The sequence below is a fragment of the Mangrovimonas spongiae genome, assembly GCF_003944795.1.
GTDB lineage: Bacteria > Bacteroidota > Bacteroidia > Flavobacteriales > Flavobacteriaceae > Mangrovimonas > Mangrovimonas spongiae.
Window position 1 is genome coordinate 363,227 of the sequence record NZ_RWBG01000001.1, and the last position, 14,428, is coordinate 377,654.

A 14,428-nucleotide genomic window follows, 5' to 3' on the forward strand; every position below is an offset into this window, starting at 1 on the left:
TTACTCATTCAATGAGTTATAGAAAAAGCCATAATAATTTTCTCTGCATCAAGAGTTTTTTAATTAAATTAGTTGTATAAGCCAAACCCTTGCATGACATATAAATTTGACGAATATGAATAAGCTCTTTCATATATTTAAAGTAGATGCAACAGAAGCAAAACGAATTTCGGAATTGCCAAACAAACCCCATAATCATAATTTTGAAGAGCTTCTTATAGGAATTCAAGGTGAATTAGAGCATTTTATAGACTTTGAATCTTCGAAAATTCAAGCACCTTTTGTGAGCTTTATAACCAAAGGGAAAATGCATAGAGTACTGCCAAAACCTATAAATGGTAACTGTGAAATTTGGGGTATTCGGTTTAAAAGCGAATTTATACCAGAAACTACATTTCAATTGTATGCGCTGTATCATAACCAAGCCAATATAAAATTAAAAAAAGACAATTGTTTTCAACGGCTGATTACCATTTGCAAAATGATGTTTGATGAAACACAGCAAGAACAACCTGACTATGCTATAATCCGACAGCTATTAAGTGTACTTTTAACAATGATTGAGTCCGAAAGAAAAAAAATGCTTCCAACAGATGAAACCACCCAAAAAACACAACACATTTCGTTCGGCAATTTTTTAAGCATTCTAGAAGAAAATTATCATAGGCCTGTAGGAGTAGAATTTTACGCAGAAAAACTATTTATGTCCTCGAGAAACCTAAACATAATTTGCCAAAATATCCTAGAGCAAAGCGTTTCAGAAATTATAGAAACTCGAAAATTAATCGAAGCCAAAAACCTGTTAATTTCTACCAACAAAACAGTTGCCGAAATAGCCTATGAGTTAGGGTACAACGAGGGGTCTTATTTCTCTAAAGTATTTAAAAAGAAGTCTGGGCAATCGCCAGGAGACTTCCGCGAAGAGATGCAAAACACGCTTATTTCCTAAAATTACCCTAAGACTTCCGAAAAGTGTAAAAAATAAAGCATCATTTGTACGCATCTTTGCAATGTCAATATTAAACACTATTCAAAATGAAAACAAATTTTAAAACATTAAGTAAAGTATTAGCTGTTGTAGGTTTTACAGTGTTTTTAACTAACTGTACAAACAATAGCGCAGAATTGCAATCTAAAATAGAAACTTTAGAAGCCGAATTACAAAGTTATAAAGATGCCGAAACAAAAACTCAACAACGCTTAATGGTTTTTGATACGCTAGACTACGAATTTTATACAAATCAAAAATGGGATAAATTTAGTCATAGTCATGCTAACGATATTGTTGTTTATAATGCAGATGGAAGCATTAGCAAAGGGTTATATCCAGCACATATTAACGATTTAAAACCTATGTTTGTATTTGCACCTGATACTCGTATAGAAAATCATCCTGTAAAGTTTGGAAATGGCGATTGGACAGCTGTTATAGGAGAGTTAAAAGGAACTTTTACAGAGCCAATGCCAATTGGTGAAGGGAAAACAATTGCTCCTACAGGTAAAAAATTCAAATTAAGAATGGCAACCATAGCCCATTGGAAAGATGGCAAAATGACAGAGGAGTATTTATTTTACGACAACCAAGATTTTATGAAACAAATTGGACTAGCTCAATAAAATAAAAGTAAACCTTGAAAACATTGCTCTGTGAATCGAAAAAACTTTATAAAATCATTGGCCCTAGTGCCACTAATAGGTACAACTATGAATTTAAGAGATTTAGATAAAATGACCTCAAACATGAGTAATACGGGCCAAATGCCTGTATTATTCTTAGGTCACGGAAGCCCAATGAACGCCATTGAAGAAAACGAATTTGTTGCAGGATTTAGAAGAATAGGTAAAGAAATACCAAAACCCAATGCTATTTTATGTGTTTCTGCTCATTGGGAAACTAGAGGAACGTTTGTAACAGCTATGCAAAACCCTAAAACTATTCACGATTTTGGAGGTTTCCCACAAGCGCTGTTCGATGTGCAGTATCCAGCGCCAGGAAGCCCAGAGTTGGCCAAACAAACAAAAAACCTAATTACCCAAACAGAGGTTGGTTTGGACGACAAATGGGGGCTTGATCACGGTGCGTGGAGTGTTATAAAGCACCTTTATCCAAACGCTAACATTCCAGTTGTACAAATGAGTATTGATTATACCAAACCAGCACGTTATCATTATGAATTAGCAAAACAAATAAACAGTCTTCGTCAAAAAGGCGTATTAATTATTGGTAGTGGAAATATGGTGCATAACCTAAGAAGGGTAGCATGGAACAAACTAAATGAAGAATTTGCTTTTGATTGGGCAACTGAAGCCAACGAAACTATGAAAAGCCATATTTTAAGTGGTGATTTTCAGCCTTTAATTGATTTTAAATCGCAAGGAAAAGCTTTCGATTTGGCAATTCCTACACCAGAACATTATTTGCCATTGCTTTACAGCTTAGCTTTAAAAGAAGACAATGAAAAAATAACCCTATTTAACGACAAGCCTGTTGCGGGATCCTTAACAATGACCTCTTTAAAGATTGGGTAGAGTCAAAAATTTAAAATAGGGAAATTATAGTATTATGGGAAGATTTATTTTCTACCAAAATCGGCAGGAATTTCTCCCCAAGCTTTAGTTTCCCATTTTACAATGGTTGTTGTATAGCTGTTTTCTTTTAGCCATTTTATGGCGCGATCAACAAGTTCAAAAACAGGTTTGTTTTTCTCGTTCCGTTCTAATTTGGTGTTACAGTTTTTTTTACGAACCCAACTTAAAGCTGTTTTGGAGTCGGTATAAATAATTCGGTTACTCTTGTGTTGTTTTAAGAAAGCCAAGCCGTGAACAATAGCTAAAAACTCGCCAATATTGTTGGTGCCTTCTTCAAAAGGACCTTGAATAAAAAGCTGCTTTTTGGTTTTGGTGTCTACACCACGATATTCCATTTTTCCTGGATTTCCAGAAGATGCAGCATCAACAGCAATAGAATTATAATTAGGTTGTCCTATTTTTTTGAGTTGTTCTTCTGAAAGGTCACTTTTAAAACGTTTCGATTTACCTACATAATCTTTATAGTTGCCTTTGTAGGCTTTTTTAGCCGCTTCAAAAGAAGAGAAAGACTTGTAAATAGCACCTTTAAAATCTTTTATTTGCGCTTTGCAGTCTTCCCACGATTCAAAAACACCAGTGTTATGGCCTTTCCAAACCGTGTAATATTTTTTCTTTTTCTTACTCATTTAGTAATCTTTCAACAACTTTAGGAAAATGTTCCATTTCCAATGTATGTATTTTTGCTACAACATCTTCAGCTGTGTCTAATGCTTCAACATTACATTTGGCCTGAAAAATAATAGCGCCTTCGTCGTAATTTTCGTTTACATAATGAATTGTAATCCCAGTTTCTGTTTCTTTATTAGCAACAACAGCTTCATGAACATGCATGCCGTACATACCTTTTCCACCATATTTGGGTAATAAAGCAGGATGAATATTTACAACCTTATTAGGGAATTCGTTTAAGATATGTTGTGGAAATTTCCATAAAAACCCAGCAAGAACAATTAAATCGGGTTTTGTAGCCTTAAGAAGGTTTAAAACATCATTTGTAGCTGTGAAAGCTGTACGATTGAATGATAAAGCGCTAGTTTTTAAGTTTTTACACCTGTCTAGTACTTTGGCATGAGGATTGTTAGTGAGAACTTGAACAACAGTAGCATCATCTCGATTTTGAAAAAACCTGATTAAATTTTCAGCATTAGAGCCGCTACCGGACGCAAAAATTACAATTCGTTTCATTTATAGGTATAGTGCTATTGTTGTTGACAAAAAAAAGAATTATTATTAACAATTAAGACGCAAAATTGAAATACTTCAAAGTAATTTTAGTAAATTACAATCACATTTTTAGGTCAAAGGTGTGTATTAAAATAAAGTTTTATATTTTTGCGTCCTAAATTTAAACTTAAAATTAAAAATTATGTCAGACATTGCATCAAGAGTAAAAGCGATTATCGTAGACAAATTAGGTGTAGATGAGAACGAAGTTGTAACTGAAGCAAGCTTCACTAACGATTTAGGAGCAGACTCATTAGACACTGTAGAATTAATTATGGAATTCGAAAAAGAATTCGATATTCAAATCCCAGATGATCAAGCTGAGAACATTGCAACAGTTGGTCAAGCTATCTCATACATAGAAGAAGCAAAGTAATTCATTACGTAATTTATGGAATTAAGGCGAGTTGTAGTTACTGGTTTAGGAGCACTTACACCTATAGGCAAAACCAAAGATGAATATTGGGAAGGCTTACTTAATGGGAAAAGTGGTGCTGCCCCTATAACATATTTTGATGCTGAAAAGTTCAAAACTAAATTCGCTTGCGAATTAAAAGACTTTAACGCTACCGACTATCTAGATAGAAAAGAAGCTCGTAAAATGGATAGGTTTACGCAGTATGCTATGGTTGCTTCAGACGAAGCTATTGCAGATGCTAAATTAAACCTTGACGTTGTAGATAAATTACGAGTGGGTGTTATTTGGGGAGCAGGAATTGGTGGCTTGGAAACCTTCCAAAACGAGGTAATTAATTTTGCCGAAGGCGATGGAACACCAAGATTCAATCCATTTTTTATCCCTAAAATGATTGCAGATATTGCACCAGGAAACATATCCATTAAAAATGGCTTTATGGGACCTAATTACACAACCGTATCTGCATGTGCCTCATCGGCTAACGCCATGATCGATGCACTAAACTATATCCGTTTAGGGCATTGCGATGTTATAGTTACTGGTGGTAGTGAAGCTGCTGTAACCATTGCAGGAATGGGTGGTTTTAATGCTATGCATGCGCTATCTACAAGAAACGACAGTCCTGAAACCGCTTCAAGACCTTTTGATGCCACAAGAGATGGCTTTGTCTTAGGAGAAGGTGCAGGCGCTATTATTCTTGAAGATTATGAGCACGCTAAAGCAAGAGGCGCTAAAATTTATGCTGAAGTTGTTGGAGGAGGTTTATCTTCCGATGCACATCATATGACAGCACCTCACCCAGACGGTATAGGCGTTATAGCTGTAATGAAAAATTGTTTAGAAAATGCTGGCTTGAAACCCGAAGATGTAGACCACATTAATACACATGGAACTTCAACACCTTTAGGTGATGTTGCCGAATTAAAGGCTATTAAAGAAGTTTTTGGGAATCATGCTAAAGACATCAATATTAACTCAACAAAATCTATGACCGGGCACTTATTAGGTGCAGCAGGTGCAATAGAAGCTATTGCTTCCATTTTAGCTATGGAGCATGGTGTTGTGCCGCCAACTATAAATCATAGTACGGTTGATGAAAATATTGATCCAACATTAAATCTAACACTTAACAAAGCTCAGAAGAGAGACGTTAAAGTTGCTATGAGTAACACATTTGGCTTTGGTGGTCATAACGCTTGTGTGTTATTTAAAAAAATGGATTAATTCCTAAATGAGTTACATTAAAAACATATTTAATTCCCGTTCAGATTCTGACGGGAATTTTTTTGTTGCAGTTCGTCATATTTTAGGATTTAAGCCTAAAGCGTTACACTATTATAGAACCGCTTTTACACATCGTTCTATGAATATTAAGGACGATAATGGAAACGCCGTTAATTATGAGCGATTAGAGTTTTTGGGCGACGCCATGTTGGGATCTGTTATAGCTTCTCATTTGTATCTTGAAGTCCCAAGTGGCGATGAAGGTTATTTAACCAAAATGCGTTCAAAAGTTGTTAGTCGCGAGCATTTAAACGAACTAGGTAAAGACCTAAAGCTTATTTCGTTGGTGGAAAGCAAAATTCCTAAAGGCCAATTTGGCGATAATATTCATGGTAATTTATTTGAAGCCTTAGTAGGTGCTATTTTCTTAGATCGTGGGTATAAATACTGCGAAAAATTTATTTATAAAAAAGTTATTATCCCTTATGTTGATATAGAAAAACTAGAAGGGAAAGTTATTAGTTATAAGAGCTTACTTATAGAATGGTGCCAAAAAGAAAAGAAAACGTTCGATTATAACGTTTATGAAGATACTGGAAATGACGATATAAAACATTTTTCAGTTAAATTATCTATCGACGATAAAGTTGTTTCCAAGGCACGCGCAACTTCAAAAAAGAAAGCCGAAGAAAAAGCATCAAAGCGTGCTTTTTTTGTCTTCCAAAATCAAATTTCTAAAACCTTTTAATCTTTTTGATAAACATCGTGTTATAGCGCTTAAACTATAACGTTTTCGTTGATAAAATCACCTAAGATTAAAGAAAACATAACTTTTTTAACACTTATATATAGTATATTTGACTAACATTAAGTTATGGGTATACGTAAACTACATCTGGATGTGTTTGATGAAATCGACTATCGTTTAGTTGGTATTCACACCTCTATAGAAGATTACCGGTTAGCGTATTTGCTTAACCAAGCTTTAAACCTAAAACTTAAAAGACAAAAACACGATCTTGAATTTGGAGATGCTTCAATATTTCCCATTTTCCAATGGTACGACGATAAAAAACAAGTCACTTGGCACCTTGTTGCAAATACTTGTAAGCTAGAGCTAATACCGGGAAATCAAGAAATGGAAGACGAACAGAGTTTATTTAGTGGTAATAAAACGTATTTTAAAACAACATATTTATTGCCAGAGTATAAAAAAGTAAACTATTTGTTAAAAATTGAAGACGGCCAAGCCAATACCATGGTGGGTCAGCATTTTATAAATCAAATACAAGATATACATCATGTTATAACAGCTTATAGCATAGATGCTAGTCAACTTAAATCAAAAAACAATTTAATCTTTTATTAATGCCAGAACAAAAGAAAACAAAAATAGTAGCCACATTAGGACCAGCAACAAGTAGCAAAGAGACTTTAAAGCAAATGTTGGATGAAGGAGCTAATGTGTTTCGAATTAACTTTTCGCATGCCGATTACGATGCCGTTAAGGAACGTATAAAAATGATAAGAGAGCTTAACGACGAGTATGGATATAATGCAGCTATACTTGCCGATTTGCAAGGCCCTAAACTTCGTGTAGGTATTATGAAAGGCGAGGTGATTGTTAACGAAGGAGACGAGATTATTTTTGCTACAGGAAAACGTTTTGAAGGTACCAAAGAGCGTGTTTACATGACTTACGATAATTTTCCGCAAGATGCAAAACCTGGCGAAAAAATTCTTTTAGATGATGGTAAGTTAATTTTTGAAGTAGTTTCTACAGATAAAAAGTCGGAAGTTAAAGCGCGTGTAATTCAAGGTGGTCCTTTGCGTTCTAAAAAAGGTGTTAATTTGCCTAACACCAACATATCACAGCCAGCATTAACCGAAAAAGATATTGAAGATGCCATTTTTGCTATTAGTCAAGATGTAGATTGGATGGCACTTTCTTTTGTACGTCATGCAGAAGATCTTATGGAGCTAGAAGCTTTAATAAGTGAACATAGCGAACACAAAATTCCTATTATAGCAAAGATAGAAAAACCAGAGGCTGTTGAGAATATAGATAAAATTGTGGCTTATTGCGATGGTTTAATGGTAGCAAGAGGCGATTTAGGTGTTGAAATCCCAGCACAAGAAGTGCCTTTAGTGCAAAAGCAATTAGTATTACGCGCCAAAAAAGCTAGAATTCCTGTTATTATTGCTACGCAAATGATGGAGACTATGATTTCTAGTTTAACACCAACCCGCGCTGAGGTTAACGATGTAGCAAACTCAGTTATGGATGGTGCCGATGCCGTGATGCTTTCTGGAGAAACATCGGTAGGGCAATTCCCTGTTCAGGTAATTCGCCAAATGTCTAATATTATTAAAAGTGTTGAAGACTCTCATTTAATACAAGTACCACAATCGCCACCACATATTCGTACCAAGCGTTATATTACAAAATCGGTTTGTTATCACGCTGCCAATATGGCTAACGAAATTGATGCTAAAGTAATTTCAACGTTAACTAATAGTGGGTATACAGCCTTTCAAATTTCAGCTTGGCGACCAAAAGCACATATTTTAGTATTCACGTCTAATAAACGCATTCTTACACAGCTAAATTTACTTTGGGGCGTTCGGGCTTTTTATTACGATAAGTATGTAAGTACCGATGAAACTATTGAAGATGTAAACAAAATTGCTTGTAAAGAGAGTTTTGTAGAGGTAGGCGATATGATTATTAGTTTAGCCGCTATGCCAATCCAGGAAAAAGGTATGGTAAACACATTACGAGTAACAGAGATTACAAGCTGTAGTTTTTAAAGAAAATAACACACACTAAAAACAAAATGCGTTAGAGGCTTTAAATCTAACGCATTTTGTTTTTTTAGTATGTATGCTTATCAAGCGACGACACCTAGCGATTTATTTACTTTTTCTAGGGTTGAATTAGATGTTTCAAATTGATTTGATGTATTTTTTTCGCCACCTGCTTTTAAAGCCTTTTCACCAGCAAAAAACGTTTTGTGGTCATCACCAAGATCCGAGCCAGCCATTCTTTGGTGTTTTACACAAGACACGCCTTTTCTAATCTCCTGCCTTTGCACACCTTTTACGTAGGCAAGCATGCCGTCTTCACCAAAATAGGTCTCTGTAAGGTTGTTCATATCAAGCGCCGTAGTGTGATAAGTTGGGAGTGTAATTAGGTGATGAAAAATTCCTGCTTCACGTGCCGCATCCTTTTGGAAGGATTTGATTTTTTGGTCAGCACGAAAACTTAATTCCGAGTTATCGTACTTCGGGTTCATTAAATCATTACGATCATAAGCTGTCATGTTTTCTCCTTCGGCCAACATTTCATCATAAGCTTGATTTCTAAAGTTTAATGTCCAGTTAAATGATGGTGAGTTGTTATAGACTAACTTGGCCTTTGGCACAACCGCTTTAACTCGATTTACCATGTGAGCTATTTGTTTAATATCTGGTGTTGGGGTTTCAATCCAAAGTAAATCGGCGCCATGTTGCAGGCTTGTAATACAGTCTAACACCACACGATCTATATTAGACCCTTCTTTAAATTTATAAAGCCCATTTTCTAATCGAATAGGGCGAGCCAATTTACCCTCTCGTTTAAGAAGCACATCATTTTCTTTTGCGTCTTTTATAGTAATTTCTTCAGCCTCTACAAACGCCAGATATTGTGACGCTAAGTCGCCAGGAGTTTGACTTACGGGTAATTTTTGGGTTAACCCTGCACCTTCCGAATCTGTTCTGGCAACGATAATACCGTCATCTATTCCTAGCTCTAAAAAAGCATACCTAATGGCGTTTAGTTTGGCTATAAAATCTTCATGCGGCACAGTTACTTTGCCATCTTGATGGCCGCATTGTTTAGCATCTGAGACTTGGTTTTCAATTTGAATAGCACAAGCACCTGCTTGAATCATTTGTTTGGCAAGTAAATAGGTGGCTTCTTCGTTGCCAAAACCTGCATCAATATCAGCAATAATTGGGACTATATGTGTTTCAAAATTATCAATGTCTTTTTGAACATCCTCGCCGTTGTCTAATCGTCTAAATAAATCGTTTAGCTCAATGGCATCAGCTTGGCGTAAGAAGTCATATATTTCTTTAATTAAAGCAGGAACTGCTGTTTTTTCGTGCATAGATTGATCTGGTAATGGGCCAAATTCCGAACGTAACGCGGCAACCATCCACCCAGATAAATAAAGGTATTTTTTATTAGTCGTTTTATGGTGTTTTTTGACGGCAATCATTTTTTGCTGTGCTACAAAACCATGCCAACAACCAAGGGATTGAGTATATTTTGAAGGGTTGGTATCGTATTCGGCCATATCTTTTCTCATGATAGCGGCGGTGTATTTTGCAATGTCAAGCCCTGTTTTAAAACGGTTTTGAGTGGCCATTCTGGCGGCGTTTTCTGGGTTAATAGTATTCCAGGTTTTGCCGTGCTTTTCTTTAAGAGTTTTTACTGTTTGTAATGCAGATTGGTAATTGCTTTGTGCTAAATTTTTCATAATTTTGTAATACGTTATTTTTAATTAATAATGAGATCCTGCCGATTGTTGCCGCAATCGCAGGATTGCTTTTTTTAGATATGTTTGTAAGCAGGAGTGGTGAGAAATTCTTCAAACTCTTCTGCAGTAACGAGATTGTTAAATAGGTCTATAGCTAATTTAAATTTGGTGTTTTTGATGTTGCTATTGCTAACTTCTGTTATAATTTTTTCAACTTCATCATCCAATAATGTTTGGTAAAGGTTCTTTGTAAAAATCCTACCGTCTTCAAGTTTTACCTCGTTTTTTAACCATTGCCATACTTGTGTTCTAGAAATTTCGGCAGTTGCGGCATCTTCCATTAAATTATATAATGCTACAGCGCCAAAACCACGTAACCACGCTTCTAAGTAAAGAATACCTACGTTAATATTTTTTCTAATTCCAGCCTCTGTAATGGTGCCTTTAGGTTGTTCTACTAAATTGGCTTCGGTAATTATTAGGTCTTCTTTTTTTATGTGTATTTGATTTGCTGTTGGCATGTGTTTGTTAAATTCATCTATGGCAATTTTCACCAAAGCAGGATGTGCAACCCATGTACCATCATGTCCATTTTTAACTTCCCGTTCTTTATCTTTTCGTACTTTTTCTAAAGCTTGGGCATTGGCATTTTCGTTATTTTTAATAGGGATTTGCGCTGCCATACCACCAATCGCTAATATGCCACGTTTATGGCATTTTTGAATCACCAATTTTGAATAGGCATCCATAAATGGCGATGTCATGGTTACTTGGTCTCTATTTGGAACGATAAAATTTTGGTGATTTCTAAACTTCTTTATGTATGAAAAAATATAATCCCATCGGCCGCAATTTAAGCCTACAATATGTTCTTTAAGCTCGTAGATAATTTCGTCTAATTGAAAGCTTGCTGTTATAGTCTCGATAAGCACTGTAGCTTTAAAAGTGCCTTGTGGAATATTTAAATAATTTTCTGAAAAAGTAAAAACATCATTCCACCAACGAGCTTCTAAATAGTGCTCTAATTTAGGTAAGTAGAAATATGGTGCTGTGCCATTTTTTAGCATAGTTTTAGTATTATGAAATACATAAAGACCAAAATCTACTAAGCTTCCAGAAAGTTCTTTATCATCACATAGCAAGTGTTTTTCGTTTAAATGTAATCCACGTGGTCTTACTAAAAGTACAGCTGTTTCTCGTTTTAATGAATACGTTTTATCACGTGAAGCATCTGTTAAGCTAATGGTTTTTTGGTTCGCATCAATTAAATTTTGTTGTCCTTGCATGCAATTATCCCAAGTTGGAGAATTACTGTCCTCTAAATCGGCCATAAAGGTTTTGGCGCCAGAATTTAAAGCATTGATTATCATTTTTCTGTCCACAGGACCTGTAATTTCAACTCTTCTGTCTTGAAGGTCTTTAGGAATTGTTCCTGCCGTCCAGTTTTGTTCCCGTATGTTCTTCGTTCCTTTTGGAAAGGAAGGAAATGCGCCAGAATCAAAATATTCTTGTTGGGTTTTGCGATTTTCAAGAAGCTCTAAACGTGTGTTGTTAAACTTTTCGTGAAGTGTTAGAATAAAATCTACAGCAGCATCAGTTAATAGGCCAGGGTAGGTGTTTTTAACGTTAGCACTAAACTTAAGTTTAGGTTGTTTTACAAGTGTTTTTTCCATGACATTTAAATTTTACAAGACAATATTATGATAAAGATTTTAAAAAAACAAGCGAACGTTCGCTAAAAATGTATTTTCGCTTTTTGTTTTTGTTTCGCAAAATTGTTTATTTTTGTTTTTAACTATGGAACAAGACTATATAAAACTCATATTTGGGCTTAAGCTTAAACAAATTAGAACCGATAAAAATTTATCGTTGTTTGGCTTGTCTAAACTTACAGGATTATCAAAATCGTATTTAAATGAAATAGAAAAAGGAAAGAAATATCCTAAGCCAGATAAAATAGCCATCTTATCGGACAGGTTAGATGTACCTTACGACCAATTAGTGTCTTTAAAATTAGATAAGAATTTAGCACCTGTGGGTGAAATACTTCAGTCTAAAATTTTAAAAGAAATTCCTTTCGACCTTTTTGGAATAAAAGAAAGTAACCTGATAGATATTGTAGCCAATGCACCAGCTAAAGTGAATGCTTTTATTAGTACAATTATAGAAATCGCTAAGCATTATAATTTTAGTCGAGAAAGTTTTTTCTTAGCTTCTGTACGTTCTTTTCAAGAGGCAAATAATAATTATTTTGACGATTTAGAGCAAAAGGTTTTAAAATTCGCCAAATCATATCAGGTTGATTTAACACAACCCGTTTTATCAAAAGATTTGGAGGAAATACTTGTTGAAGAATACGGTTATACTATTAACGAAACGGAACTAGGTAAGCATGAAGCCTTAGATAATTTACGCTCGGTTTTTGTGCCTAAAACTCAAACCTTGTTATTGGCAAGTGGTGTTGATGAAGCGCAACGTGCCTTTATTTTTGCCAAAGAAATAGCCTACCATTTTTTAGAGATTACAGATAGATTATTTACATTTCCGTGGATAAAATTTGACAGTTTCGATCAAGTGCTTAACAACTTTTATGCCTCGTATTTTGCAGGTGCATTGGTATTACCAAAAGAAGAATTAACGCTGAAACTGCAAGATGTTTTTGAAAAAGATACTTTTGATAAAACACAGTTTTTAAAAACAATGGAAAGCTTTAATGCCTCTCCAGAGTCTTTTTACCAAAGGCTAACCAATGTGTTACCCAAAGCGTTTAATATTAAAAACTTATTCTTTTTAAGGTTTACACACAAGGCTAATAGCAATAAATTTTATTTAAAAAAAGAACTTCATTTATCACATCAACATTCTCCACGAGCCAATGAAACTAACGAGCATTATTGTAGACGTTGGGCGTCTTTAAAGGTTTTAAAAGATATTAGTAAAAGCAAAAAAACACATGAGTTTGATATTCAGATTTCTAATTATGTAAACGATGATATGACCTATTTGGTTTTGTCATCGGCAACGCAAGATCCATTTAAGCCTAATCAATACCGAAGTATTACCATCGGTCTATTGCTTAATAAGCAATTAGAGCGAAAACTAAATTTTTTAAACGATAAAGCGATTAAAACGCAAGATGTAGGCGTAACTTGCGAACGTTGTGCTATTAAAGAGTGTAAGCTAAGAGAAGCTCCGCCCATAGTTTTAGATAAAATAGAGAAGAATAAAAAGATTGAAGATATTGTTAGCACGTTAAACAATGTGTTTTCAAAAGCATTGTAAATTTTTTATTTAAAGAGGTTTTAAAATCTTAAAACGCAAATCGCAATTGTACACTTACTTCTTTTTTAGGTTTAATCTGCTTTGCTTTTTTTTCTGTATTAAGATTAGAAAGTGATATTCCTAGAAGTCTAACAGAGTTTTGTAGTTTTTCTTGATATAACAAATCTTTTGCGGTTTCTAAAATAATGCTTTTGTCGCTAATAAAATACGGTAAGGTTTTGCTACGAGTTTGTAGGGTGAAATCGCTATATTTTATTTTTAGGGTTACTGTTTTACCGGCGACTTTACTTTTGGTTAATCGTTTAGAAACCTCTTTGGCAATATGTTCAAGTTTTTCTAGCATAAATATTTCTGAAGACAAGTTTTCACGAAACGTGCGTTCGGCAGCTAGCGATTTTCTTATGCGATTAGGGCTTACTTCACTTGTATGAATACCGCGAACCACATGATAGTAATAACGTCCAGATTTACCAAAATGGTTATCTAAATATTCTACAGATTTGTTTTTTAAATCCTTTCCTGTAAAAATGCCTAGTTGATACATTTTTTCGGCGGTTACTTTACCAACACCATAAAATTTTCTAATATCTAAAGCTTCCAGAAAAGGTAAAACATCTTCAGGATTTACAGTTTTTTGTCCATTAGGTTTGTTGTAATCACTAGCTACTTTGGCTATAAATTTATTAATAGATATACCTGCTGAAGCCGTTAAGCCAACCTCTTTAAAAATGCGCTCTCTAATTTCCTTGGCGATTAATGTAGCACTTGGGTTGCCCTTTTTATTTTTGGTAACATCCAAATAAGCTTCGTCAAGCGATAAAGGCTCTACTTTATCGGTATAGTCGTAAAAAATCTTGCGAATTTTTTTTGAAATCTCTTGGTATCTGTCAAACCTTGGTTTAACAAAAATTAAATCTTCACATAAGCGTCTAGCTTTTACACCACTCATAGCGCTTCGTACACCAAATGTTCTAGCTTCGTAACTTGCAGCGCTTACCACACCACGCTTACTGCTTCCGCCTACAGCAATGGGTTTTCCTTTTAAGTCTGGATTATCCATTTGCTCTACAGAAGCATAAAAGGCATCCATATCTACATGAATAATTTTTCTAATTGGTAAATCGCTTAACATACCGTAAATTTAGGCATTAAATGCCTTTTAATA

General features: G+C 34.8%; 14 protein-coding genes. 9 read left to right on the forward strand and 5 right to left on the reverse strand.

Annotated features, from left to right (window positions below):
* Window positions 1-115: 115 nt before the first annotated feature.
* The 3 genes from EJA19_RS01700 (at window position 116) to ygiD (ending at window position 2,529) form a co-directional block, all read left to right on the forward strand.
* Complete coding sequence (locus tag EJA19_RS01700; RefSeq protein WP_125466609.1) at window positions 116-949, forward strand: helix-turn-helix transcriptional regulator; 834 nt, start codon at window positions 116-118, stop codon at window positions 947-949.
* 86 nt (window positions 950-1,035) lie between these two features.
* On the forward strand, window positions 1,036-1,617 hold the full coding sequence (locus EJA19_RS01705) for an ester cyclase (RefSeq protein WP_125466610.1): 582 nt from the start codon (window positions 1,036-1,038) through the stop codon (window positions 1,615-1,617).
* 87 nt (window positions 1,618-1,704) lie between these two features.
* Complete coding sequence (ygiD, locus tag EJA19_RS01710) at window positions 1,705-2,529, forward strand: 4,5-DOPA-extradiol-dioxygenase (RefSeq protein ID WP_125466611.1); 825 nt, start codon at window positions 1,705-1,707, stop codon at window positions 2,527-2,529.
* A 44-nt stretch (window positions 2,530-2,573) separates the two neighbouring features.
* Here ygiD and EJA19_RS01715 read toward each other — a convergent pair whose 3' ends face one another.
* Complete coding sequence (locus tag EJA19_RS01715; protein ID WP_125466612.1) at window positions 2,574-3,215, reverse strand: ribonuclease H1 domain-containing protein; 642 nt, start codon at window positions 3,213-3,215, stop codon at window positions 2,574-2,576.
* On the reverse strand, window positions 3,208-3,774 hold the full coding sequence (purN, locus tag EJA19_RS01720) for a phosphoribosylglycinamide formyltransferase (protein ID WP_125466613.1): 567 nt from the start codon (window positions 3,772-3,774) through the stop codon (window positions 3,208-3,210). Before purN ends, EJA19_RS01715 begins: the two co-directional genes overlap by 8 nt.
* 181 nt (window positions 3,775-3,955) lie before the next feature.
* Between purN and EJA19_RS01725 the strand changes: the two genes are divergently transcribed.
* The 5 genes from EJA19_RS01725 (at window position 3,956) to pyk (ending at window position 8,266) form a co-directional block, all read left to right on the forward strand.
* Window positions 3,956-4,189, forward strand: coding sequence for an acyl carrier protein (locus tag EJA19_RS01725; RefSeq protein WP_008269813.1), 234 nt, complete (start codon window positions 3,956-3,958; stop codon window positions 4,187-4,189).
* Window positions 4,190-4,204: 15 nt separating this feature from the next.
* On the forward strand, window positions 4,205-5,455 hold the full coding sequence (gene fabF, locus EJA19_RS01730) for a beta-ketoacyl-ACP synthase II (RefSeq protein WP_125466614.1): 1,251 nt from the start codon (window positions 4,205-4,207) through the stop codon (window positions 5,453-5,455).
* Window positions 5,456-5,462: 7 nt separating this feature from the next.
* Window positions 5,463-6,203: a ribonuclease III gene (rnc, locus tag EJA19_RS01735; RefSeq protein ID WP_125466615.1), complete on the forward strand. Its 741-nt coding sequence runs from the start codon at window positions 5,463-5,465 to the stop codon at window positions 6,201-6,203.
* 126 nt (window positions 6,204-6,329) lie between these two features.
* A complete protein-coding gene (locus EJA19_RS01740) occupies window positions 6,330-6,824 on the forward strand; it encodes an IPExxxVDY family protein (RefSeq protein WP_125466616.1) in 495 nt (164 codons plus the stop codon).
* Window positions 6,824-8,266 (forward strand): pyruvate kinase, encoded by a 1,443-nt coding sequence (gene pyk, locus EJA19_RS01745; protein ID WP_125466617.1) that lies wholly within the window; start codon window positions 6,824-6,826, stop codon window positions 8,264-8,266. The genes EJA19_RS01740 and pyk overlap by 1 nt, the downstream gene beginning before the upstream one ends.
* A gap of 80 nt (window positions 8,267-8,346) precedes the next feature.
* On the opposite strand, the gene EJA19_RS01750 is transcribed toward pyk, so the two are convergent.
* Together EJA19_RS01750 and aceB are read right to left on the reverse strand one after the other, a co-directional pair.
* A complete protein-coding gene (locus EJA19_RS01750; protein ID WP_125466618.1) occupies window positions 8,347-9,981 on the reverse strand; it encodes an isocitrate lyase in 1,635 nt (544 codons plus the stop codon).
* Between the two features lie 74 nt (window positions 9,982-10,055).
* Entirely contained in the window at window positions 10,056-11,654 is a 1,599-nt protein-coding gene (gene aceB, locus EJA19_RS01755) for a malate synthase A (RefSeq protein WP_125466619.1), read from the reverse strand.
* 124 nt (window positions 11,655-11,778) lie between these two features.
* Between aceB and EJA19_RS01760 the strand changes: the two genes are divergently transcribed.
* The gene (locus tag EJA19_RS01760; protein ID WP_125466620.1) at window positions 11,779-13,263 is read left to right on the forward strand and encodes a helix-turn-helix domain-containing protein; all 1,485 of its coding nucleotides are present in this window, start codon (window positions 11,779-11,781) and stop codon (window positions 13,261-13,263) included.
* A 28-nt stretch (window positions 13,264-13,291) separates the two neighbouring features.
* On the opposite strand, the gene dinB is transcribed toward EJA19_RS01760, so the two are convergent.
* A complete protein-coding gene (dinB, locus tag EJA19_RS01765; RefSeq protein ID WP_125466621.1) occupies window positions 13,292-14,395 on the reverse strand; it encodes a DNA polymerase IV in 1,104 nt (367 codons plus the stop codon).
* Between the last annotated feature and the right edge of the window lie 33 nt (window positions 14,396-14,428).

Excerpts from the sequence above, each read along its gene's own strand:
- EJA19_RS01700 (WP_125466609.1), top strand. The coding sequence starts at position 116 with ATGAATAAGCTCTTTCATATATTTAAAGTAGATGCAACAGAAGCAAAA.
- EJA19_RS01705 (WP_125466610.1), top strand. The coding sequence starts at position 1,036 with ATGAAAACAAATTTTAAAACATTAAGTAAAGTATTAGCTGTTGTAGGT.
- ygiD (WP_125466611.1), top strand. The coding sequence starts at position 1,705 with ATGAATTTAAGAGATTTAGATAAAATGACCTCAAACATGAGTAATACG.
- EJA19_RS01715 (WP_125466612.1), bottom strand. The coding sequence starts at position 3,215 with ATGAGTAAGAAAAAGAAAAAATATTACACGGTTTGGAAAGGCCATAAC.
- purN (WP_125466613.1), bottom strand. The coding sequence starts at position 3,774 with ATGAAACGAATTGTAATTTTTGCGTCCGGTAGCGGCTCTAATGCTGAA.
- EJA19_RS01725 (WP_008269813.1), top strand. The coding sequence starts at position 3,956 with ATGTCAGACATTGCATCAAGAGTAAAAGCGATTATCGTAGACAAATTA.
- fabF (WP_125466614.1), top strand. The coding sequence starts at position 4,205 with ATGGAATTAAGGCGAGTTGTAGTTACTGGTTTAGGAGCACTTACACCT.
- rnc (WP_125466615.1), top strand. The coding sequence starts at position 5,463 with ATGAGTTACATTAAAAACATATTTAATTCCCGTTCAGATTCTGACGGG.
- EJA19_RS01740 (WP_125466616.1), top strand. The coding sequence starts at position 6,330 with ATGGGTATACGTAAACTACATCTGGATGTGTTTGATGAAATCGACTAT.
- pyk (WP_125466617.1), top strand. The coding sequence starts at position 6,824 with ATGCCAGAACAAAAGAAAACAAAAATAGTAGCCACATTAGGACCAGCA.
- EJA19_RS01750 (WP_125466618.1), bottom strand. The coding sequence starts at position 9,981 with ATGAAAAATTTAGCACAAAGCAATTACCAATCTGCATTACAAACAGTA.
- aceB (WP_125466619.1), bottom strand. The coding sequence starts at position 11,654 with ATGGAAAAAACACTTGTAAAACAACCTAAACTTAAGTTTAGTGCTAAC.
- EJA19_RS01760 (WP_125466620.1), top strand. The coding sequence starts at position 11,779 with ATGGAACAAGACTATATAAAACTCATATTTGGGCTTAAGCTTAAACAA.
- dinB (WP_125466621.1), bottom strand. The coding sequence starts at position 14,395 with ATGTTAAGCGATTTACCAATTAGAAAAATTATTCATGTAGATATGGAT.